The organism is Bradyrhizobium sp. 18BD, from assembly GCF_054185225.1.
Genome location: NZ_JAVAYL010000007.1, coordinates 200,241 through 222,751 on the forward strand (window position 1 = coordinate 200,241; position 22,511 = coordinate 222,751).

At 65.4% G+C, this 22,511-nt stretch carries 16 protein-coding genes; 12 read left to right on the forward strand and 4 right to left on the reverse strand.

Annotated features, from left to right (window positions below; genetic code table 11):
* Window positions 1-41: 41 nt before the first annotated feature.
* The 6 genes from soxB (at window position 42) to RAD16_RS15380 (ending at window position 6,998) form a co-directional block, all read left to right on the forward strand.
* Complete coding sequence (gene soxB, locus RAD16_RS15355) at window positions 42-1,793, forward strand: thiosulfohydrolase SoxB (RefSeq protein WP_458158721.1); 1,752 nt, start codon at window positions 42-44, stop codon at window positions 1,791-1,793.
* Window positions 1,790-2,236, forward strand: coding sequence for a DsrE family protein (locus RAD16_RS15360; protein ID WP_458158722.1), 447 nt, complete (start codon window positions 1,790-1,792; stop codon window positions 2,234-2,236). Before soxB ends, RAD16_RS15360 begins: the two co-directional genes overlap by 4 nt.
* 327 nt (window positions 2,237-2,563) lie before the next feature.
* Window positions 2,564-3,601 carry an MBL fold metallo-hydrolase gene (locus tag RAD16_RS15365; RefSeq protein ID WP_458158723.1) on the forward strand — a complete coding sequence of 346 codons (1,038 nt, stop codon included), beginning with the start codon at window positions 2,564-2,566 and terminating at the stop codon, window positions 3,599-3,601.
* Between the two features lie 94 nt (window positions 3,602-3,695).
* Window positions 3,696-3,854: a hypothetical protein gene (locus RAD16_RS15370; protein WP_458158724.1), complete on the forward strand. Its 159-nt coding sequence runs from the start codon at window positions 3,696-3,698 to the stop codon at window positions 3,852-3,854.
* A 127-nt stretch (window positions 3,855-3,981) separates the two neighbouring features.
* Window positions 3,982-5,202, forward strand: a complete 1,221-nt coding sequence (locus tag RAD16_RS15375) for an MFS transporter (RefSeq protein WP_458158725.1) — start codon at window positions 3,982-3,984, stop codon at window positions 5,200-5,202.
* Window positions 5,203-5,282: 80 nt separating this feature from the next.
* A complete protein-coding gene (locus RAD16_RS15380; RefSeq protein ID WP_458158726.1) occupies window positions 5,283-6,998 on the forward strand; it encodes an N-acyl-D-amino-acid deacylase family protein in 1,716 nt (571 codons plus the stop codon).
* Between the two features lie 226 nt (window positions 6,999-7,224).
* Here RAD16_RS15380 and RAD16_RS15385 read toward each other — a convergent pair whose 3' ends face one another.
* Window positions 7,225-8,550 carry an MFS transporter gene (locus RAD16_RS15385; protein WP_458158727.1) on the reverse strand — a complete coding sequence of 442 codons (1,326 nt, stop codon included), beginning with the start codon at window positions 8,548-8,550 and terminating at the stop codon, window positions 7,225-7,227.
* Between the two features lie 148 nt (window positions 8,551-8,698).
* On the opposite strand from RAD16_RS15385, the gene RAD16_RS15390 reads away from it, so the two are divergent.
* From RAD16_RS15390 to RAD16_RS15405, 4 genes are all read left to right on the forward strand, one after another.
* On the forward strand, window positions 8,699-9,352 hold the full coding sequence (locus RAD16_RS15390; RefSeq protein WP_458158728.1) for an ABC transporter ATP-binding protein: 654 nt from the start codon (window positions 8,699-8,701) through the stop codon (window positions 9,350-9,352).
* Window positions 9,349-11,811 carry an FtsX-like permease family protein gene (locus RAD16_RS15395; protein WP_458158729.1) on the forward strand — a complete coding sequence of 821 codons (2,463 nt, stop codon included), beginning with the start codon at window positions 9,349-9,351 and terminating at the stop codon, window positions 11,809-11,811. The genes RAD16_RS15390 and RAD16_RS15395 overlap by 4 nt, the downstream gene beginning before the upstream one ends.
* Window positions 11,801-12,883, forward strand: coding sequence for a lipocalin-like domain-containing protein (locus RAD16_RS15400; RefSeq protein WP_458158730.1), 1,083 nt, complete (start codon window positions 11,801-11,803; stop codon window positions 12,881-12,883). The genes RAD16_RS15395 and RAD16_RS15400 overlap by 11 nt, the downstream gene beginning before the upstream one ends.
* A gap of 85 nt (window positions 12,884-12,968) precedes the next feature.
* Window positions 12,969-13,358 (forward strand): MAPEG family protein, encoded by a 390-nt coding sequence (locus tag RAD16_RS15405; protein WP_458158731.1) that lies wholly within the window; start codon window positions 12,969-12,971, stop codon window positions 13,356-13,358.
* Window positions 13,359-13,515: 157 nt separating this feature from the next.
* Here RAD16_RS15405 and RAD16_RS15410 read toward each other — a convergent pair whose 3' ends face one another.
* From RAD16_RS15410 to RAD16_RS15420, 3 genes are all read right to left on the reverse strand, one after another.
* A complete protein-coding gene (locus RAD16_RS15410; protein WP_458158732.1) occupies window positions 13,516-14,709 on the reverse strand; it encodes an ABC transporter substrate-binding protein in 1,194 nt (397 codons plus the stop codon).
* 215 nt (window positions 14,710-14,924) lie between these two features.
* Window positions 14,925-18,089 (reverse strand): efflux RND transporter permease subunit, encoded by a 3,165-nt coding sequence (locus RAD16_RS15415; protein WP_458158733.1) that lies wholly within the window; start codon window positions 18,087-18,089, stop codon window positions 14,925-14,927.
* Entirely contained in the window at window positions 18,086-19,303 is a 1,218-nt protein-coding gene (locus tag RAD16_RS15420) for an efflux RND transporter periplasmic adaptor subunit (RefSeq protein ID WP_458158734.1), read from the reverse strand. The genes RAD16_RS15415 and RAD16_RS15420 overlap by 4 nt, the downstream gene beginning before the upstream one ends.
* Before the next feature lie 421 nt (window positions 19,304-19,724).
* Here RAD16_RS15420 and RAD16_RS15425 point away from each other — a divergent pair, with 421 nt between their 5' ends.
* A complete protein-coding gene (locus RAD16_RS15425; RefSeq protein ID WP_458158735.1) occupies window positions 19,725-20,879 on the forward strand; it encodes an iron-containing alcohol dehydrogenase in 1,155 nt (384 codons plus the stop codon).
* Window positions 20,880-20,899: 20 nt separating this feature from the next.
* A complete protein-coding gene (locus tag RAD16_RS15430) occupies window positions 20,900-22,450 on the forward strand; it encodes an AMP-binding protein (RefSeq protein WP_458158736.1) in 1,551 nt (516 codons plus the stop codon).
* The last annotated feature ends 61 nt before the right edge of the window (window positions 22,451-22,511 follow it).

A 22,511-nucleotide genomic window follows, 5' to 3' on the forward strand; every position in this document is an offset into this window, starting at 1 on the left:
GAACCGTCGAACTGCCGTTGAAAGGCGCGGAGATTTTTGGGATGGCCATCCGCCGCCGCGATTTCCTGAAGAGCACAGCCATTGCTGCTGCGTCGCTCAGCCTGCCGCGGCTCGCACGCAGCGCTGATAATCCGAGCATTTACGACCTCGAACGGTTCGGCAATGCGCGCGTCCTGCACACCACCGACACGCATGCGCAGCTCAATCCGGTCTATTTCCGCGAGCCCAGCGTCAATATCGGCATCGGCGAGATGGCGGGGCGGCCGCCGCATCTGGTCGGCCGCGCCTTCCTCGAACGGTTCGGCATCCGGCCCGACAGCGCCGATGCCTATGCGTTCACCTGCTTCGAGTTCGAGAAGTCCGCGGGCCGCTTCGGCAAGCTCGGCGGTTTCGCCCACCTGAAGACGCTGATCGACCGCCTGCGCGGCGACGTCGGCGACAAGCATTCCGTGCTCGTCGATGGAGGCGATCTCTGGCAGGGCACCGGCCTTGCCAACATCATGCAGGGCCGGGACATGGTCGAGGTCGCCAATCTGCTCGGCATCGAGGCGATGACCGGGCATTGGGAATTCACCTATGGCGAGCAGGTGCTGCGCGACAATCTCGAGCGCTTCAAGGGCGAGTTTCTGGCGCAGAACGTCTTCCTGACCGAGGAAGCCGCGTTCAACGACGCGCCCGCCTTCGACAAGGCCAGTGGGCGCGTGTTCAAGCCGAGCGTGATCAAGGAGCTCGGCGGCCGCCGCGTCGCGATCATCGGGCAGGCCTTCCCTTACGTGCCAATCGCGCATCCAAAACGCTTCACGCCGGACTGGACCTTTGGCATCCGCGAGGAAGAGCTGCAGAAGCATGTTGATGGCCTCCGCGCCACCGACAAGGTCGATGCGGTCATCCTGCTGTCGCATAACGGCATGGACGTCGACCTCAAGCTCGCAAGCCGCGTCACCGGCATCGACGTCATTCTCGGCGGCCATACCCATGACGCCGTGCCGCAGCCGATCCCGGTGAAGAACGCCGGCGGCACGACGCTCGTCACCAATGCCGGCTCCAACGGGAAATTTTTGGGCGTGCTCGATCTCGCGATCGAGAAGGGCAAGGTCGGCGACGTCAGATATCATCTGCTGCCGGTCTATTCCGAGCTGCTCAAGCCTGATCCTGCCATGGCGGAACTGATCGGAAAGCTGCGCGCGCCGCATGTCACCGACTGGTCGGAGAAGATCGCAACGCCCGACCGCCTGCTCTATCGCCGCGACAATTTCGCCGGCCCGGTCGACGAGCTGATCTGCACCGCGCTGCGCACCGAGCTCGACGCCGAGATCGCGCTGTCGCCAGGCTTCCGCTGGGGCGTCACCGCGCTGTCGGGCCAGCCGATGACGATGGAGGATGTGCTCGCGGAAACTGCGATCAGCTATCCCGAGACCTATGTGCAGGAAATGACCGGCGCGCAGATCAAGGACGTGCTGGAAGACATCTGCGACAATCTCTTCAACGCCGATCCCTATTACCAGCAGGGTGGCGACATGGTGCGCGCCGGCGGGCTTACCTACGTCTGCAGCCCCACCAACGCGGTCGGCAGCCGCATCTCCGAGCTCAAGCTCGCCAACGGCAAGGCGCTCGGCGCCGGCAGGCACTACAAGGTCGCGGGCTGGGCCTCGGTCAATGGCCAGCAGGGCGCGCCGGTGTGGGACGTCGTCGGCAAATATCTGCGCTCGGGCCGGATGTTTCAGGAGCGGCTCGGCTCCGGCGTGACGCTGAAGGGCGTCGACGGCAATCCAGGCATTGTAGGACAGGGATGATGCGCGCGCAGATTTTTGCCGCGCTGGTGCTGCCCGCTTTGGCCGCGCCATCATTTGCAAAGCAGGTGCCGCTGCAGGACAAGCCGTTCGCCGAGCACAAAATCGTGCTGCAGCTCTCCGACGGCGATGCGAAGAAGCACGCGCTGGTGCTCAGCGTCGCCAACAATCTGCTGAAGGCCTACGATCCCGACAAGGTCGCGATCGAGGTGGTGGCGTTCGGCCCCGGCATCGATCTGCTGCTGTCCGGCAGCGAGCGCCGCAAGCAGGTCGAAAGCCTGATCGCGCAGGGCGTCCGCTTCGACATCTGCCTCAACACGGTCGATACGATCGAACGGGAGACCGGCAAGCGGCCGGAGTTCATCCCGGCTGCAACGCCGGTACAGGTGGGAGTCGGGCAGATCCTGTTTCTGGCGGAGAATGGGTACACGGTGGTGAGGCCCTGAGCTTTTTGTCGGGGCGCAGCATCGCCACACACTCGGTGTCATTCCCCGCGAAAGCGGGGAATCCAGTACGCGGCGGCCTATCCGTATCCCACCACGGTCTCTGGAATACTGGATCGCCCGCCTTCGCGGGCGATGACAGCGCGGACGGGGCGGCGGCTTGGCGTCCCTGACGGCCCCGCTCGCAGCATTCTGACCGGCCCAAGCGGCCCACCCCCACCCCGCGGAATAAAAATTTTCTAAATTCTCTTCTCTACACAGTGAATTGCTTCTCTCATCTGCCCGTCTCGTAGTAGAATCCTCGAAATCACTCCACGCCGGGGTCCTGCTATGATCTTCCGCCAGCTATTCGACAGCGTTTCGGGCACCTACAGCTACGTCCTCGCCAGCCGCCCCGGCGGCGAGGCGCTGATTCTCGATCCGGTGCTGGAGAAGGTCGACCGCTATTGCCAGCTGCTGCGTGAGCTCGACCTCAAGCTGGTCAAGGCCGTCGACACCCATCTGCATGCCGACCACGTCACCGGCCTCGGCGAGCTGCGCGACCGCACCCATTGCATGACCGTGATGGGCGATCAGACCAAGGCCGACGTAGTGGCGATGCGGGTTGCCGACGGCGACAAGGTGACGATCGAGGGCCTGTCGCTCGACGTGATGTACACGCCCGGCCACACCGACGATTCCTATTCCTACCTGATGGGCGACCGCGTCTTCACCGGCGACACGCTGCTGATCCGCGGCACCGGCCGCACCGATTTCCAGAACGGTTCGTCGCGCGCGCAGTATGATTCGATTTTCAACCGGCTGCTCAAGCTGCCTGATGAGACGATGGTATTCCCGGCGCATGACTACAAGGGCGACACCGTCTCCACCATCGGGGAGGAGAAGCGCTACAATCCACGGCTCCAGGTGCGCTCGGTCGACGAATATATCGAGCTGATGGCGAACCTGAAGCTGCCCAATCCGAAGATGATGGACGTCGCCGTGCCCGCCAACATGCGGGTCGGCCTGCATCAGGAAGAGCTGGAGAAAGAGGGCCGCGCGCTCAGCGCCGTCGAGGCGATCCGTTCGCTGCACCGGCCCGACATCCTCCTGGTCGATCTGCGCGAGACCAACGAGCGAATGAAGCACGGCATGCTCGAAGGCGCGCTGCACACGCCCTATCCGTCGGTCGAGGAGAGCCTCAAGCCCGGCGGCATGCTGCGCGAGGTCGCCGCCGCCACAGGACGCCGCGTCGTGTTCTTCTGCGCCTTCGGCGAGCGCTCGGCGATGGCGGTGGCTGCCGCCAAGGAGGCCGGCCTCACCAACACCGCCCACATCGCCGGCGGCATCGACGCCTGGAAGAAGGCCGGCGGGCCTGTGATGCACTAAAGGTCCCTTCCTGCGCTCCAGTCTTGCGGTAAGTCAGGAACCGCACATATTTTCCGGATAGAATCGGGTGAAGCATCACCATCCGGAACCAGCCATGGCCAAGATCGGCAAGCCGAGCGCGCCGTCCAAAACGAAGACGGCGGACGACAAGGCAAAGAAGCCCCCGCCTCCGCGTGACGACGACGATTACGAGGACGGCGACATCGCAACGCCGAAGCGGGATCGCTACGGCAATGATGACGAGCCGTTGTGAGCGCGCGAAGCCAGCCTCACGAACGGTGCGTTCCCACCCGCGCTAGCTGCCATGCGCCTGCGTTCATGGACAAATAACCACTCTCCCCGATAGTTTGCGCCTCTTCCGGGAGTGAAACGGTACTGCAATGGTCGACGTTCTCGCCGCACCGCAACAAGGCAAGGCGGACAGCGCACTGCGCACGCTCACCGGGATCTCGATCGCGCATTGGGTCAGCCATTTTCATCTGCTGGTCCTGCCGATGCTGTTCCCGTTCCTGAAGGACAGGCTCGGCGTCGGCTATATCGAGCTCGGCTTCTCGCTCACCGTGTTCGCGGTGGTCTCCGGCCTGACGCAGGCACCGACCGGCTATCTCGTCGACCATTTTGGCGCGCGCAAGATCCTGATGGCCGGGCTCACGCTCGGCGGCTTTGCGCTGATCCTGCTCGGCCTGCATCTCAGCTACGCCTCGCTGATCGCCTGCGCCGTGCTGCTGGGGCTCGCCAACAGCGTCTATCACCCCGCCGACTACGCCATCCTCGCCGAGCACATGGACGAGGCGCGGATGGGCCGCGCGTTCTCGGTTCACACCTTCGCGGGCTTTCTCGGTGGCGCGGTGGCACCGGCGATCGTCGCGGCACTGGTCGCGATGTCCGGCGGCACCGGCGCGTTGATCGCCTCGGGAACGATCGCCGTGCTGGTGGTGTTGCTGCTGATCGTCATGAACATTCCCGATGCCGGCGCGCACAAGACAAAGCCCGGCGCGGAGAATGCGCCGAAGCAGGCCGTGATCACGCCCGCGCTGATGATGCTGACCGCGCTGTTCATGCTGCTCAGCCTGTCCGTCGCCGGCATCAACAATTTCGGCGTGGTCGCGCTGATGAGCGGCTATGGCGCGTCCTATTCCTCGGCCAACGTCATGCTGACGGCGTTCCTCGGCTGCAGCGCCGCGGGCGTGCTCGCGGGCGGCTTCCTCGCCGACCATACCGAGCGCCATGGCCAGGTGGCCGCGGCCTGCTTTGCCGTGAACGCGGCCATCGTGCTCATGATCGCGCTCGTCACGCTGCCGGGCTGGGCGCTCACCGCCGCGATGGCGACGGCGGGCTTCCTTTCCGGCGTGATCGCGCCGTCGCGGGACATGCTGGTGCGCAACGCCGCACCTCCAGGCGCTGCGGGGCGCGCCTTCGGCATCGTCTCCACCGGCTTCAATCTCGGCGGCATCGTCTCACCGCTGCTGTTCGGCTGGATCATGGACCAGAGCGCGCCGCACTGGGTGTTTGGCGCGTCGGTGATCTTCATGCTGGCCACCGTGGTGCTGTCGCCGTTCACCGAGCGGAAGCCGCAAGCCAAGGCTGCCACGCAACCCTGAGCGCACTTCCCCGCGGTTGACACTGCGCGGGCGCGCCCGAAAATGCGCCCAAGCAAAACAACAAAGCGGGAAGAAACACCATGAGCACCCCTGATCTCGTGATCCGAGGCGGCACCGTCGCGGATGGAAGCGGCGGCGAGTTGTTCGAGGCCGACGTCGCCATCACCGGCGGCAGGATCAGCGAGGTCGGGAAGATCTCCGCGAAGGGCACCGAAGAAATCGACGCGCGTGGGAAACTGGTGACGCCGGGCTTCGTCGACGTTCACACCCATTACGATGGCCAGGTGACCTGGAGCCAGGACATCACGCCGTCCTCGCAGAACGGCGTCACCACCGCGATCATGGGCAATTGCGGCGTCGGCTTTGCGCCGTGCAAGCCGGCCGACCATACCCGCCTGATCCAGCTGATGGAAGGCGTCGAGGACATCCCCGAGCCCGTGCTGAGCGCCGGCATTCCCTGGGCGTGGGAGAGCTTTCCGGACTACATGGACTGGTTGAGCAAGCGCGATTTCGACATCGATGTCGGCGCGCAGCTGCCGCATGCCGCGTTGCGGGTCTATGTCATGGGCGAGCGCGGCGCGCGCCGCGATCCCTCGACCGCCGAAGACAATGCGGCGATGGCGAAGCTCGCGGGCGAGGCGGTGCGCTCCGGCGCGCTCGGCTTCTCGACCTCGCGCACGCTCAACCACCGCACCTCGACCGGCGATTTCACGCCGACGCTGAAGGCCGGCGAGGACGAGCTTACCGCGATCGCCGGCGCGATGCATCGCGAGGGTCGTAGCGTGCTGCAATTCGTGCTGGATCTCTCCACCATCCACGAAGACCTGCCGATGATGCTGCGGGTGGCGGATCACACAAAATGCCCGATCTCGTTCTCGATCACGCAGAACGACAAGTCACCGAACCGCTGGCGGCAGACGCTGGACGAGATCAATGCGGCGGCCAGGCGCGGCCTCTCCATCACCGCGCAGATCGCGGCGCGGCCTGTCGGGCTCCTGCTCGGGCTCGAGCTGTCGCGCAACCCGTTCCAGACCCATCCGAGCTACAAGGCGATCGCGCATCTGCCGCTGAAGGAGCGGCTGGCGCGGCTGCATCAGAGCGAGGTGCGCGAGGCGATCTTGAGCGAGACGGCGACGTCGACCGACGATCCGCTGTTCTTCCGGCCCAACTACGACAAGATGTTTCTGCTCGGCGACCCCCCCGATTACGAGCAGCCGCCGCAGAACGCGTTGGGGCCGCAGGCGCGCAAGCAGGGCCGCCAGCCGGAGGAGCTCGCCTACGAGGCGATGCTGTCGGACGAGGGCCGCGGCATGCTCTACGTGCCGTTCCTCAACTATGCCGACGGCAATCTCGATGCGACGCGCGAGATGCTGATCGATCCGCAATCGGTGCCGGGCCTGTCCGACGGCGGCGCGCATTGCGGCATCATCTGCGACGCCAGCTTCCCGACCTATCTGCTGACGCACTGGACGCGCGACCGCACCCGCGGCGAGAAGCTGACGATCCCGTTCGTGGTCGCAGCCCAATCGCGCAAGACCGCGCTCTCGGTCGGCCTCACCGATCGCGGGTTGATTGCGCCCGGCTACAAGGCCGACGTCAACGTGATCGACTATGACCGGCTGCATCTGCATCCGCCCAAGGTGCATTACGACCTGCCCGTCGGCGGGCGGCGGCTGTTGCAGGATGTCGATGGCTATGAGGCCACGATCGTGTCGGGCGTGGTGACGCGGCGGCAGGGTGAGGCCACGGGACGCCGGCCGGGGAAGCTGATCCGGGGCGCGCAGGGGATGAATTAGGCGAGCGTTCGGTTTGAGGCGCGAAGGCCGCGCCTCATTCTCAGTGTCGCCCCCGCGAACGCGGGGGCCCATAACCCCAGGGAGAAGTTGCCGGGCAAAGCCGGTAACTTCGAGTCATCGCCAAACCACTCCCTGTGGTTATGGGTCCCGGGCTCGCGCTACGCGCGCCCCGGGACGACAGTTGTGGTTGTGGTCGGCAGCGTACGCCACGCCGCCGCCTGCCCCCTTACGTCGGCGACACCACGCCCTTCAGCGGCGCGGCCTGCGCTGCCGCACTACGCGTCAGCCGGGCCTTTTCCGTGTTCGGCCAGAGCAGCAGCAGGCCGATGACGCCGGAGCCGACCATCACCACCGCGTTGATGGTGAAGCCGGTCATGTAGCCGTCGAGCATGCTGCCGGCGCGCTGGATCACGGTGCCCATCACGTTCGGCGCGATGATGCCGGAGAGCGTGTAGAGCGCGCCGTAGATCGCGATCACCGCGCCGCGCTGCGAGGCTGGGGTGAACTCGCCGAGCATCGGCGGGCAGACCACATAGATCGCGCCGCAGAGGCCGGAGCCGACGACGAGCAGCGCGATCTGCAGGCCCGCGCCCTGGACGTGCGGCATCATCGCAAGGATCAGGCCGCCGAGGATCAGCGGCACCGAGCCGAGCACGCCGCGCGAAATGCGCGTGGTGTAGCCGCGCGCCATCATCACCTGCGAGATCCAGCCCGTCAGGATAACCACGGTGGCGCCGAACACCCAGGGCAGGATCGAGATGAAGCCGGCCTCGCTCTGCGAGAAGCCGAGGCCCCTGACGATGAAGGGCGTGAACCAGGTCAGGCCGAGCGACAGCGCCCAATAGGCGCCGAAGGTCGCGATCACGCAGCCGAGGAAGGTGCGCGAGGACAGAAGCTGGATGTAGGGAATCTTCGGCTCGGTGGCCGCAAGGACCTGGGTATCCTCCAGCGGACCTTCCTTGCCGAGCGCGAGCCAGGCGCAGACCCAGATCAGGCCGACGACACCGAGCGCGCCGAAGGCATAGTGCCAGGAGTGATTGACGATGACCCAGTTGAGCGCCGGCACCGCCAGGATGACGCCGAAGGCCGAGCCCTGCGACAGGATCGCGGTCGGCAGCGTGCGCTTCTCGTCGGGGAACCATTTGTAGATCGCGTGCGCGGCGACCGAGAAGGCCGGGCCTTCGCCCGCACCGAGCACGATGCGGCAGATCAAGAGCGTGGTGAAGGAGACCGTGCCGACCATCGGGAATTGCGCCAGCGCCCAGATCACGGCCAGCGTCAGCAGCACCCAGCGCGTCGGCACCTTGTTGACGATGAAGCCGACCACGATGGCCGAGATCGAGAACAGGAAGAAGAACGAGGACCCGAGCAGGCCGAATTGCTCGGCACTGAGCTTCATGTCGGTCATGATCGGCACGCCGGCGAGACCGACGACGATCTTGTCCGCGAAGTTCACCACCATGAAAAGAAACAGGAGAAATGTAACGGTCCAGGCGCCCTTCGGCGTTTCGGTCGTCGTCCCCGCCACCTTGGGCGTTCCCTGAGCGCTCATTATTCTCCCCGTATGTCTTTGTTTCGGCACTTTTTTGATTTGGCCGTCTTGGAAGCTAACAACGGCTTCGGGGCCAACGCAACCCCGGCATTCCCGCAGTAAGTGTGCTACGCAGCATTTCCGTTAATTCCGTCCGGCGCCATTGACCGTGCTGAGCATCAAAAACCTCTCCAAGACATTCTCCTCGGGCGGCGAGCCGGTCCATGTGCTGCGTGGCGTCGACCTCGACCTCAGGGCCGGCGAACGCGTCGCCCTCACGGGCGAATCCGGCAGCGGCAAGAGCACGCTGCTGCACCTGATCGCGGGGCTGGACGCCGCCGATGGCGGCTCGATCCGGCTGGAGGAGACCGAGGTCACCAAGCTCTCGGACGCAGGGCGCGCTGAACTCCGGCGCGACCGGATCGGCCTGGTTTTCCAGCAGTTCAACCTGATCCCCAGCCTGTCGGTCGCGGACAATCTGGCCTTCCAGGCGCGCATCGCCGGACGGCACGATCCGGCCTGGTCGAAGGAGCTGATCGAGCGGCTCGGGCTTGGCAGCCTGCTCAAGCGTTATCCAGAGCAATTATCGGGCGGCCAGCAGCAACGGGTGGCGATCGGCCGGGCGCTCGCGACAAAGCCCTTGCTGCTGCTTGCGGACGAGCCGACCGGCAATCTCGACGAGGCCACCGCCGAGGACGTGCTGGCGCTGGCGCGCGACCTCGTCGCACGCACCGGCTGCGGCTTCCTGATGGTGACGCACAGCCTGCATCTGGCCGGTACGCTCGACCGCCATCTCACCCTGCATGCGGGACGAATCGCATGAGGCGCGCGCTCTGGGTCCTCGCGGTGCTCCTGAGCCACTGGCGGCGGCACAGGATGCAGTTCGCGACGCTCCTGATCGGGCTGATCGCGGCGACCGCCTTGTGGAGCGGCGTGCAGGCGATCAACCAGCAGGCCCGCAACGCCTATGACCGCGCCGCGGCGACGTTCGGCGGCACGCGCACCGCGATGCTGGTGGCACCAAATGCGGCAACGTTCTCACAGGACCTGTTCGTCAAGCTGAGGCGCGCGGGCTGGCCGGTGTCGCCGGTGCTGGAGGGACGCGTCCAGATCAACGGACGCTCGGTGCGGCTGCTCGGCATCGAGCCGATCACGTTGCCGGTCGATGTCGGCAACGCCCCGCGCCTCGGCGCGGCGGATTTGAGCAGTTTTGTTGCGCCACCTGGCCAGACTTTGGTGGCGAAGGAGACGCTGAGCGACCTGCAGGAGCCGGAAGGCGCGGCACCGCCGATCAGCAGCGGCGCAAAATTGCCGCCGCTGCGTGTGCTGCCGCAGCTCGTGCCCGACGTGCTTGTCGTCGATATCGGCGTGGCGCAGCTTCTGCTGAACAAGCCGGACCAGGTGTCGCGGCTGCTGATCGGCAAACCGAAGGGCAAGCCGGCGCCGTTGCAAAACGTCGTCGGCGACCAGTTGCAACGCATCGAGCCCAACGCGGAGACGGAGCTGGAACGGCTCACCGACAGTTTCCATCTCAACCTCACCGCCTTCGGACTGCTGTCGTTCTTCGTCGGCCTCTTCATCGTCAATTCGGCGGTGGGCCTTGCGTTCGAGCAGCGGCTGCCGATGCTGCGCACGTTGCGGGCCTGCGGCGCCTCGGCCCAGCTGGTCAACACGGTGCTGGTGATCGAGCTGGTGGCGCTGGCGCTGGTCGCCGGCCTGATCGGACTCGTCTGCGGCTATTTCATCGCAGCCGCGCTGCTCCCCGATGTCGCGGCGTCGCTGCGCGGGCTCTATGGCGCGCAGATTCCGGGACAGCTCAGCCTGCAGCCTGAATGGTGGCTCGCGGGCGTCGGCATCAGCGTTGCCGGCGCGCTGGTGGCAGCCGCAACCAGCCTGATCAAGGCGATCAGGATGCCGGTGCTGGCAACGGCGCAGCCGCGGGCCTGGCAGCAGCGGCAGCGCCGCTGGCTGATTCTGCAAAGCCTCGCCGCCTGCGCCGTGTTCGCGGTCGCGCTGCTGCTGCTCCACTACGGGCAATCGCTGATCGCGGGGTTCGGCGTGCTGGCGGCGCTGATGTTCGGTGCGGCGCTGATCCTGCCGGCCTTCCTCGAAATCATCCTGGTCATCGGCCAGCGTTGGGCGAAAGGACCATTATCGCTGTGGTTCTGGGCGGACAGCCGGCAACAGCTCTCCGGATTGTCGCTGGCGCTGATGGCGCTGCTGCTCGCGCTTGCCGTCAATGTCGGAGTGTCCACCATGGTGGAAACGTTCAGCCGCACCTTCATCGGCTGGCTCAACGGGCGGCTCGCGGCCGACGTCTACATCAGCGCCTCCGACAACGCGCAGGGCGTTGCGATCCGGAACTGGCTGAAAGAGCGCAGCGATGTGCAGGCGATCCTGTCCGGTGGACGCGCCGAGACCCAGGTTCAGGGCCAGCCGGTCGAGTTGCTCGGCCTGCCCGATCACGCGCTCTATCGCGAACGCTGGCCGCTGCTGGAGACCGCGCCGCGCGGCTGGACCCAGCTCGTGCCCGGCAATGCCGCCTTCATCAGCGAGCAGCTCTCCCGCCGCCTCAACGTCCGCGTCGGCGATGTGATCGAGGTGCCTACGCCCGGCGGCACATGGGAGCTCGACATCGTCGGGATCTATGCCGATTACGGTAACCCCAAGGGACAGCTCACCGTCAACGTCGCGGCGCTGATCCGGCATTTTCCGCAGACGCCGCAGACGCGGATCGGGCTGATCGTCGCGAAGCAGAATATCCCCGGCCTCATCGCGGCTCTGCAGAAGCAGTTTTCGCTCGACGACCGCAGTGTCGCCGACCAGGCGACGGTGAAGGCGGAATCGATCCGGATCTTCAACCGCACCTTTGCGGTGACGTCCGCACTGAATGCCTTCACGCTCGGCGTCGCCGGCATCGCCCTGCTCACCAGCCTGCTGACGCTGGCGAATTCCCGCTTGCCGCAGCTCGCGCCGCTCTGGGCGATCGGCATCACGCGGCCGCGCTTGGCCGCGATCGAATTGACCAAGACGCTGTCGGTCGCGCTGTTCACCTCGCTGCTTGCCGTGCCGCTCGGGCTGCTGGTGGCGTGGTGCCTGATCGCGATCGTCAACGTCAAGGCGTTCGGCTGGCGGTTGCCGTTCCACGTGTTTCCGCTGCAACTGGTGGAGCTGGTGGCAGTTGCGCTGGTCGCCTCGCTGCTGGCCGCGCTGCTGCCGATGCTGCGGCTAGCGCGGATGCAGCCGGCAAACCTCGTCAAGGTGTTTGCCAATGAGCGCTGAGACAATCTCACGACGCGCCTTTGCCGGCGGCATCGCCGCACTCGCGCTCGCACGCCGCGCGAGTGCGCAAGGCTATGCCGGGCTCGGCGAGACCGCCGACGGTTTTGCGAAGGTCACACCGGGTAAGGCGTTTGTCTTTCCTGCCGATCACGGGCCACATCCAGAGTTTCGCATCGAGTGGTGGTATGTGACGGCGAACCTCGTCGACAGCAGCGGCGCGGCCTGCGGCCTGCAATGGACGCTGTTCCGCCAGGCGGCGCAGCCGGGGCCGCAGGGCGAGGGTTGGGCCAATCAGCAGATCTGGATGGCGCATGCCGCAGTGACGCGCGCTGGCACGCATCGCTTTAGCGAAGTGTTTTCACGCGGCGGGATCGGGCAGGCCGGCGTGACGGCAAAGCCGTTTGCGGCCTGGATCGACGATTGGGAGATGAAGGGTGTCGAGCGCACCGACGATCGCGCCTTGGCGCCGCTGACACTGAAAGTGTCCGGCACTGATTTCAGCTATTCGCTGACGCTGGAGGCCGATCGTCCCGTCGTGTTGCAAGGCGATCACGGCTACAGCCGCAAGTCGGAACGCGGACAAGCGTCGTACTATTACAGCCAGCCATTCTACCGCGCGCGGGGCACGCTCACCATCGACGACAAGCCGGTCGATGTTTCAGGCCAGGCCTGGATGGACCGCGAATGGAGCAGCCAGCCGCTCGATGCCGACCAGACCGGCTGGGACTGGCTGTCGCTGCATCTCGCATCCGGCGACAAGCTGATGCTGTACCGGCTGCGCCAGAAGAACGGCAAGGATTACCCGTTCGGCAACTGGATCAGCGCCAGCGGCGACACGCAGATGATTGCGGGCGGCGAGATCCAGATGGCACCGAAGGCGACCACGGAGGTCGCGGGGCGCAAGCTGCCGGTGGAATGGCAGATCGCGATCCCCTCGCGCTCGTTCTCGATTTCCTGCAAACCGCTCAATCCGAACGCGTGGATGGGGACTGGCTTCTCCTACTGGGAGGGACCGATCAGCTTCGCCGGCACGCATGATGGCGTTGGCTATCTCGAGCTGACCGGGTATTGAAGCGCGGTCCAGATTCTTGTTTGACGCGTTTTCTTCACGCGAACCGGCATCCACTTCGCTCGAAAACGCTTTGGGGAATTCAGCGATGTATCATCTCACCGCCCTCGTCACGCTGCTGGCGATTGCATTTTATCTCTTCGTCACCATCAACGTCTCGCGGGCGCGGTCGAGGACCGGCATCAAGGTGCCGGCGACCTCAGGCCATCCGGATTTCGAGCGCGCCTTCCGCATCCAGGCGAACACGCTGGAATGGATGCCGATCTTCTTGCCGTCGCTCTGGCTGTTCGCAATCTATATCGGCGATGCCATCGCAGCGGCGATCGGCGCGGTCTGGGTCATCGGCCGCATCGTGTACTTCATCGGCTATTCGAAGGCCGCAGCCAAGCGCGGCCCGGGGTTTGCGATCCAGGCGCTCACCGCCATTGCGCTATGGGTGGGGGCGCTGGGAGCGGTGGTGTTGCGGCTGGTGAAGTGAAGCGCGGCGTCACGCGCACTCGCGTCCCGGGCGCGGTGCAGCGTGAAACGCTGCGCCGCTGAACCGGGACCTAACTAGCATCGAGAACTGGGAGGCATGGGTCCCGGCTCTGCGGTGCACCGCCAAGAGGCGCTGCACCGCGTCCGGGACACAAGACTTACTTCGTCAGCGGGCAGCCGCTTTCCTTGGCGGTGAAGAAGGCCTTGTCGCCGTGGACCACGGCGAGCTGCTTGTAATAGTCCCAGGGCTTCTTTGATTCCGATGGCTTCTTGACCTCGAACAGATACAGGTCGTGGACCATGCGGCCGTTCTCGAGCACCTTGCCGCCTTGCGCGAAGTCGTCGTCGACGGGCAGCTCCTTCAGCTTCTTGGCGACCGCATCCGGATCCTTGGTGCCGGCGGCCTTGACCGCCTTGAGATAGCTCAGTGTCGCCGAATAGGTGCCGGCCTGGATCATGTTGGGCATCCGGCCGGTGCGCTTCAGGAAGCGTTCGCCGAGATTGCGCGTGCGGTCGTTGACGTCCCAGTAATAGCCTTCGGTCAGCACCAGGCCCTGCGCGGCCTGCAGGCCGAGGCCATGCACTTCCGCGAGCGTCATCAGCAGGCCGGCGAGCTTCTGGCCGCCGGCGACGATGCCGAATTCGGAAGCCTGCTTGATCGAGTTGGTGGTGTCGAGGCCGGCATTGGCGAGGCCCACGATCTTCGCCTTCGAGCTCTGCGCCTGCAGCAGGAACGAGGAGAAATCGGAGGAGTTGAGCGGCACGCGCACCGAGCCGAGCACCTTGCCGCCATTCGCGGTGACGATCTCGCTGGTGTCCTTCTCCAGCGCATAGCCGAAGGCGTAGTCCGCGGTGAGGAAGAACCAGGTGTCGCCGCCGGCCTTGGTCAGCGCACCACCGGTGCCGACGCCGAGCGCGCGGGTGTCATAGGCCCAGTGGAAGCCATAGGGCTGACAGGCATCGCCGGTCAGGCGCGAGGTCGCCGCGCCCACCACGATGTCGATCTTCTTCTTTTCCTTGGAGAGCTCGTGGATCGCGAGCGCGACCGAGGAGGTCGTCAGCTCGGTGATCATGTCGACATTCTCGACATCGTACCAGCGACGCGCGATCGAGGTCGCGAGATCCGGCTTGTTCTGGTGGTCGGCGGTGACGAGCTCGACCTTCTGGCCCAGCACCTCGCCGCCAAAATCCTCAATCGCCATCTTGGCCGCTTCGACCGACCATTTGCCGCCGTAGTCGGCATAGACGCCGGACTGGTCATTGAGGATGCCGATCTTGACGCCCTGCGCAGAAGCCGGCGCGGCCAGCATCAGGGCGGAGGTGGCGACAACGGCCAAAAGTGATGATTTCATTCGTTGGCTCCCAGCAGTGTTCTGTTTTGAAATCGCGCGGAGTGTAGTGAAGAAGACCGCCCGTGCCCATCGGTTTTGCGTAGGCCGTTAGTATGGAGGTGGTGCGGCATTCTCCGCCGTCGTCCCGGACACGCGAAGCGCAGATCCGGAGAGGTTTGGCGAAGACTCGTGGTTACCGGCTTCGTGTGGCGACGCCGATGGCCACTGAGGCAGCTTTAAGCCGCCACCTCCGGCTTCTTCTCGTTCCGCCCCTCAGCGAGATTCCGCACCACCACATAGAAGATCGGGGTGAACAGCAGGCCGAACAGCGTGACACCGATCATGCCGAAGAACACGGCAACGCCGACGGCCTGGCGCATCTCGGAACCCGAGCCGGACGAGATCACCAGCGGCAGCACGCCGAGGATGAAGGCGAAGGATGTCATCAGGATCGGCCGCAGACGCAGGCGGCAGGCCTCGATCACGGCCTCCAGCCGCGGCTTGCCTTCCTTCTCGATGTCGCGCGCGAACTCGACGATCAGGATCGCGTTTTTCGCCGCCAATCCCACCAGCACGACGAAGCCGATCTGGGTGAGAATGTTGACGTCCTGGCCCATGATGCGCACGCCGATGGTTGCAGCGAGCAGGCACATCGGCACGATCAGGATCACCGCGAACGGCAAGGTCCAGCTGCCATATTGCGCGGCGAGCACGAGATAGACGAACAGCACGCAGATCGGGAACACGTAGAGACCGGCATTGCCGCCGGTGACCTGCTGATAGGAAAGGTCGGTCCACTCGAAGCTGAAGCCGCTCGGCAAGGTGTCGTCGGCGAGCTTCTTGATGGCGTTCAGCGCGGTGGTCGAACTCGTGCCCGGCGCCGGCTCGCCCTGGAGCTCGGACGCCGCATAGAGATTGTAGCGCGCCACGCGATCGGGACCTGAGACGTCCCTGAAGTCGACCACGCTGCCCAGCATCACCATGTCGCCAGAAGCATTGCGCGTGCGCAGCCGTGACAGATCGGCAGGCTCTTTCCTGAACGGGAAATCAGCCTGCGCGGTGACGTGATAGGTGCGGCCGAACAGGTTGAAGTCGTTGACATAGGTCGATCCGAAATAGGTCTGGATCGTGTCGTTGATGTTCGAGATGGGAACACCGAGCTTCTGCGCCTTGGTGCGGTCGATGTCGACGAACAGCTGCGGCGTACCGGCCGAGAACGGCGAGAACACCGTGGGGCCGAGGAGCGCGGGCGATTTGCGCGCGGCAGCGACGAGCTCGTCGGTTGCGGATGCCAACAGCTCCGGTCCGCGGCCCTGCCGATCCTGGATGCGAATGGTGAAGCCGCCGCCAGTGCCGATGCCGGGCACGGCCGGCGGCGGAATGACGATGATGAAGGCGCCCTGGATCGCAGCGAGGCGCTTGCGCAGCTCGGCTGTGATGGCGTTCGCCGTCAGGCCCTTCTTCAACCGCACCTCAGGCTCATCAAACACCGGGAATAGCGCGGCAGCGTTGCCCGCCTGCGTGCGCGTGGCGCCGGAGAAGCCGGCGAAGGCGGCCACGCGGATGATGCCCGGCGTATCCAGCGAGATCCGCTCGATCTCGCGGACGATCTCGGTGGTGCGCGCCAGCGACGCCGCACCCGGCAACTGCACCGAGATGATGACGTAGCCGCGGTCCTGCGCGGGGATGAAGCCCTGCGACGTCGTCCCGATCAGCCAGCCTGCGCTGCCGATCAGCACGACATAGATCAGCAGCATCACCGCCGCGTGCCGGATCACGAAATTGGCGAGGCCGGCATAGCCATGCGAGAGCCGGTCGAACAGACGGTTGAAGGCGTCGGTGAAGGCATTCCAGCCGCGCGCGATCAGATTCCAGGCGGCCGGCGGTCGTTTCTCCTCGTGCGGCGTGAGGATCTGCGAGGCCAGCGCCGGCGACAGCGTCAGCGAGCAGAAGCAGGAGATCGCGGTCGCCACCGCGATGGTGACGGCGAATTGCTGGAAGAACTGCCCGGAAATGCCGCCGAGGAAAGCTGTCGGCACGAACACCGCGCAGAGCACCAGTGCGATCGAGACCAGCGCGCCGCCGACCTCCTCCATGGTCTTCAGCGCAGCGTCGCGCCGGCTCAGGCCATGCTCGAGATGCCGCTCGACATTCTCGACCACGACGATGGCGTCGTCGACGACGATGCCGACGGCCAGCACGAGACCGAACAGAGTGAGATTGTTGATGGAGAAGCCGAGCGCCGCCATCACCGCGAAGGTGCCGACCAGCGAGACCGGGATCGCGATGATCGGAATGATCGCCGGACGCCAGCCCTGCAGGAACACCAGCACGACGATGACCACGAGCAGCATGGCCTCGTAAATGGTCTTGATCAGCTCGTGGACGGACTGGGCGATGAACTCGGTGGGGTTGTAGCCGATATTGTAGTCGAGGCCCTTCGGGAAGCTCTCCTTGAGCTTCGTCATCGTGTCCGAAATGCTCTTCGCCGTCGCCAACGCATTCGACCCGGGCCGTTGGGTCACCAGCATGGCGACCGCGGATTTGCGCAGCAGGAAGCTGTTGGTCGAATAGGCCAGCGCGCCGAGCTCGATACGGGCGACGTCGCGCAAGCGCACCGTGCGGCCGTCGGAACCGGCCTTGATCAGGATGTCCTCGAACTGTTTCTGGTCTTTCAATCGCCCTGTGAAAACCAGGTTTGGCTGGAACGCGCGATCGGTGATCGGCGGCTCGGCGATCTGGCCGCCTGCGATCTGCACGTTTTGCGCCCGGATCGCCGCCAGCACCTCGGTCGAGGTCAGGCCGAGATTGGCGATGCGGTCAGGATCGAGCCAGAGCCGCATCGAATAGTCGCGCGCGCCGAAGATCTGGATGTCGCCGACGCCGTCGATGCGCAACAGCTGGTCGCGAACCTGGAGCAGCGCGTAGTTGGAGATGTAGAGCTGGTCGAACGTGTCGTCCGGCGACAACATGAACACGACCATCAGGATGTCGGGCGAGTTCTTGCGGGTGACGACGCCGTTGCGTTGCACCTCGTCCGGGAGCTGCGGTTGCGCGATCGCGACGCGGTTCTGGACCAGCACCTGGGCCTTGTCGAGATCGGTGCCGAGCTTGAACGTAACGGTGATCGTCAGCTGGCCGTTCGAGGTGGCCTGGCTGTAGAGATACAGCATGTCCTCGACGCCGTTGATCTGCTGCTCGATGGGAGCTGCCACCGTGTCGGACACGGTCTGTGCGGAGGCGCCGGGATATTGCGTGGTGACCACCACGGTGGGCGGCACCACTTGCGGATATTCGGACACCGGCAGCGTGGTGTAGGCGAGCGCGCCGACGATCAGCAGCACGATCGACAGCACCATCGCGAGGATGGGCTGGTTGATGGAGAGACGGCCGAGATTCATGACTTGCCACCAGCCGGTGCTTGCGCAGTCTGCGGGGCGACCTTGGCGCCGACGCGGGCGCGCTGGATGCCGTTGACGATGACGCGGTCATCAGCCTTCAGGCCTTCGCGGATCACGCGCAGGCCGTCGTCGAGCGGACCGAGCACCACAGGCCGCGCTTCGACGGTATCGTCGGGCTTCACCACGAACACGATCTTGCGGGACTGGTCGGTTGCGACCGCGACATCCGGTATCAGCAGCGCCTCGTAGGGCGCGCTGCCGATCAGGCGGACGCGGCCGAACTGGCCGGGCAGAATCGAAAGGTCGGTGTTCTTGATCACCGCGCGGCTGCGCAGCGTGCCGGTGGAGACGTCGAGGCGGTTGTCGAGGAAGTTGATGGTGCCCTCATGCGACGGCTTGGTTTCGCCGGCGAGCGTCACCTGCACCGGGTTCGCGGTGTCGCGGGAGCTCGGACGGCGGCCTTCGAACCACAGCTTGCTGTATTTGATGAAGGTCGCTTCATCCATGTCGAAATAGACGTAGATCGGGTCGAGTGCGACGATCGAGGTGAGCAGCGTCGAGGTACCGGTGTCGCTGCCCTGCACGAGATTGCCGGGGCTGACGAGATGGCGGCTGACACGGCCGGTGAGCGGCGCCGTGACATGGGTGAACTCGATGTTGAGCCGCGCCGCCTTCAGCGCGCCGGAGGCCTGCGTTTCCGCAGCGTGCGCGGCCTGCAGGGCCTGGCGGCGCTGGTCGACGACCTGCTCGGAGACCGCGCTGGTCTGCACCAGGTTCAAACCGCGATCGAGCTCACGCTTGGCCAGCTCCACCTTGGCGCGCGCATCGGAGAGCTGGCCATCGGCCTGCTCGGCCACCGCCTCGAACGGTCGCGGGTCGATCACGTAGAGCAGATCGCCCTGGTGCACGATCGCGCCGTCCTGGAATTCGACCGAGTTGACGAAGCCGCCGACGCGGGGACGGACCTGAACCTCCTCAACCGCCTCGAAGCGGCCGGTGAACTCGTCCCAATCGGTGACGGTGCGCTTGACCGGCTGGGCCACGGTCACCGGCGCAGGCGGCGGTGCGGACGCTTGCGAAGCAGGCTGCCCGCAACTGGCGAGTGCGAATGACGTCGCGAGGAGACCCGCTATTGCGTAATGCCGTGGCCGAACGAAATCGTGCTTTTTGACAAGCTTATTGACAAGTCGCTCGCTTCCGTCCGGTCCGATCATCCCAGGTCCTCGCATCAAAAGCCGCGGAAAAAGCAGGGTAGGCATTTACCCGCGGGCGTCCCAAGATGGGTGGAGTTGATGAACACTTCAAGACCAAAGCGTGCGCAGGGCTCGGAGCGACGCCCTGGCCGGATGGCGGGTTGACAGGGGGATGGATTGGCGTGCGCCGGGCTTCCTTCGCCTCTCCCCGCTTGCGGGGAGAGGCCGGAGCGCATCGCAAGATGCGATCCGGGTGAGGGGGAGTCTCCGCGAGTCCGACTGTCACCGTGATCATGGAAGCGGCCCCTCACCCCGCCCTCTCCCCGTAAGAACGGGGAGAGGGAGACGAAAGGGCAGCCAGCGCCTTCGCACATGACGGACGCCGTCCGCTCGGCTAGACTTCCATTACAAAAACAAGACGAATTGTCCGGGGAGGACAGGCGTGCACCAGGGACGTGTCGTTTACGGCGCGATCGAGGAGGTCGTGTTCGGCCATCCGGCGGCCGGCGCCATCGTCGCGCAAATGGACCGGTTGGGGACGCGCCGTGCCTTCCTGATGGTCTCCGGCACGCTGAACCGGCAGACCGACGAAATCACCAAGATCCAGGACGCACTCGGCGCGCGCTGCGCCGGCCTTTTCGACGCCATGCCGGCGCACACGCCGCGCGAGGCGGTGATCGCCGCGACCAATTCGGCCCGTCAGGCCGGTGCCGACCTGATCGTGACCGTCGGCGGCGGCTCGATCACCGACGGCGCCAAGGCGGTGCAGCTCTGCCTCGCCAACGGCATCGACGATATCGCCGGCATCGACCGCATCCGCGTGCACAAGGGTGTCGCGCCGGAGATGACGCCGCCAACGGTGCGTCAGGTCAGCGTACCCACCACGATCGCGGGCGGCGAGTTCTCATCCATCGCCGGCGTCACCGACCGCAGCACGCATGTAAAGCAGATGCTGCGGCACCCGCTCGCCGTGCCGCGCGCGACCATCCTCGACCCTGCCATCACCGTGCACACGCCAGAATGGCTGTTTCTCTCCACCGGCATCCGCGCCGTCGATCATTGCGTTGAGGCGATCTGCTCGCGCGAGACGCATCCTTATGCCGACGCGCAATCGGTCAAGGGCCTTGCCATGCTCGCCGACGCGCTGCCGCGGGTGAAGGCCGACCCCGGCGATCTCGACGCCCGGATGGATGCGCAGATCGGCACCTGGCTATCGATGGGCGCGCTCGCGGCCGGCGTTCCCATGGGCGCGAGCCACGGTATCGGCTATGTGCTCGGCGCCGCCTTCGACGTGCCGCACGGCTACACCTCCTGCATCATGCTGCCGGCGGTGATGCGCTGGAATGCCAGCGCCAATGCCGAGCGGCAGATGATCGTCGCGGCCGCCATGGGGTTTCCCGGCCACAACGCCGCCGACGTGCTGGACGCACTCATCCGCTCGCTCGGCATGCCGCGCAGCCTTGCGGACGTGCGTGTCTCACCGGAGCATTTCGACGCCATCGCCGAGCAGGCGATGCGGACGAACTGGATCCCGCGCAATCCGCGCAAGATCGATACCCCAGCGCAGGTGTGCGAAATCCTGCTTCTCGCCGCATAATCCCTAAAGCCGGAGGACTGATGTACCCAGGTCAGCATGCCCGCCTACGCCCGCTGCAGCCCGCTTTCATCATGGCGGCGACGGGAGAGGCCGTCACCTATCGCGAGCTCGACGCACGCAGCAATCGCCTGGCGCATCTGTTCCGCAAGCACGGCCTCAAGCGGCTCGACCACTATTCCATCTTCATGGAGAACAATTCGCGCTATCTCGAAGCCTGCGGCGCCGGCGAGCGCTCCGGCTTGTATTACACCTGCATCAACTCGTTCCTGACGCCGGGCGAGCTCGCCTATCTCCTCGTCAACAGCCAGTCGAAGATCCTGATCACGTCGATGGCAAAGCTCGACATCGCGCGTGAGGCGATCCAGGCCTGTCCCGACGTCAAGCTCTGCATCGTCGCGGACGGCCCCGGCGAGAGCGACCGCATCGTCGGCCTTGCGGACGTCACCGCCGGTCTGCCGGCGACGCCGATCGCGGACGAGTGGCTTGGCACCGCCATGCTCTATTCGTCGGGCACCACAGGACGTCCCAAGGGCATCTTGCGCCCGCTGCCGGAGGAGCCGCCGAAGCACAATCTGCCGCTGTTCGATTTCCTGACGAAGCTTTGGCACTACCGCGAGGGCATGGTCTATCTATCGCCGGCGCCGCTCTATCACTCCGCGCCGCAGGCCGCGGTGAACCTCACGATCCGCATGGGCGGCACCGTGATCATCATGGAGAGTTTCGATCCGGAGCGTTACCTCCAGCTGGTCCAGCAATGGGGCATCACCCATACCCAGCTGGTGCCGACGATGTTCTCGCGCATGCTGAAGCTGCCGGAGGAGGTGCGTAGCCGCTACGACCTCTCATCGCTGGAGATCGCGATCCATGCCGCCGCGCCCTGCCCGGCGCTGGTCAAGGACGACATCATCAAATGGTGGGGCCCGATCATCCACGAATATTACGGCGCGACCGAGGGGCTCGGCTTCACGGCGTGCAACAGCGAGGAGTGGCTTAGCCACCGCGGCACCGTCGGCAAGGTGCTGCTCGGCGATCTCCATATTCTCGACGAGAACATGCGGGCGTGCCCGACCGGTACGCCCGGCCAGGTCTGGTTCAAGACAGGATCGCCGTTCGAATATTTCAACGATTCCGAGAAGACCAAGGAGGCCCGCTCGGCCGACGGCAGCATGAGCACGGTTGGCGACGTCGGCTATGTCGACGAGGACCGCTTCCTGTACCTGACCGACCGCGCCACCTTCATGATCATCTCCGGCGGGGTGAACATCTATCCGCAGGAATGCGAAAATCTCTTGATCACCCATCCCAAGGTCGCCGATGCCGCCGTGTTCGGCGTGCCCAATCCCGATCTCGGCGAGGAGGTGAAGGCGGTGGTGCAGCCGATGCCGGGCGTAGTGCCGGGGCCGGCGCTCGCCGAAGAGCTGATCGCCTTCTGCGGAACATCGCTGTCGCGGCAGAAGGTGCCGCGCTCGGTCGATTTCGAAAAAGAGCTGCCGCGACTGCCGACGGGGAAGCTGTACAAGCGGCTGCTCAGGGACCGGTACTGGGGGAACAAGACGTCGCGGATTGTGTGACAGCGAGTTTGCTGATCTTGCATCGCGCAACACCTGCGCGTGATCTCTTCGCACCCGCACT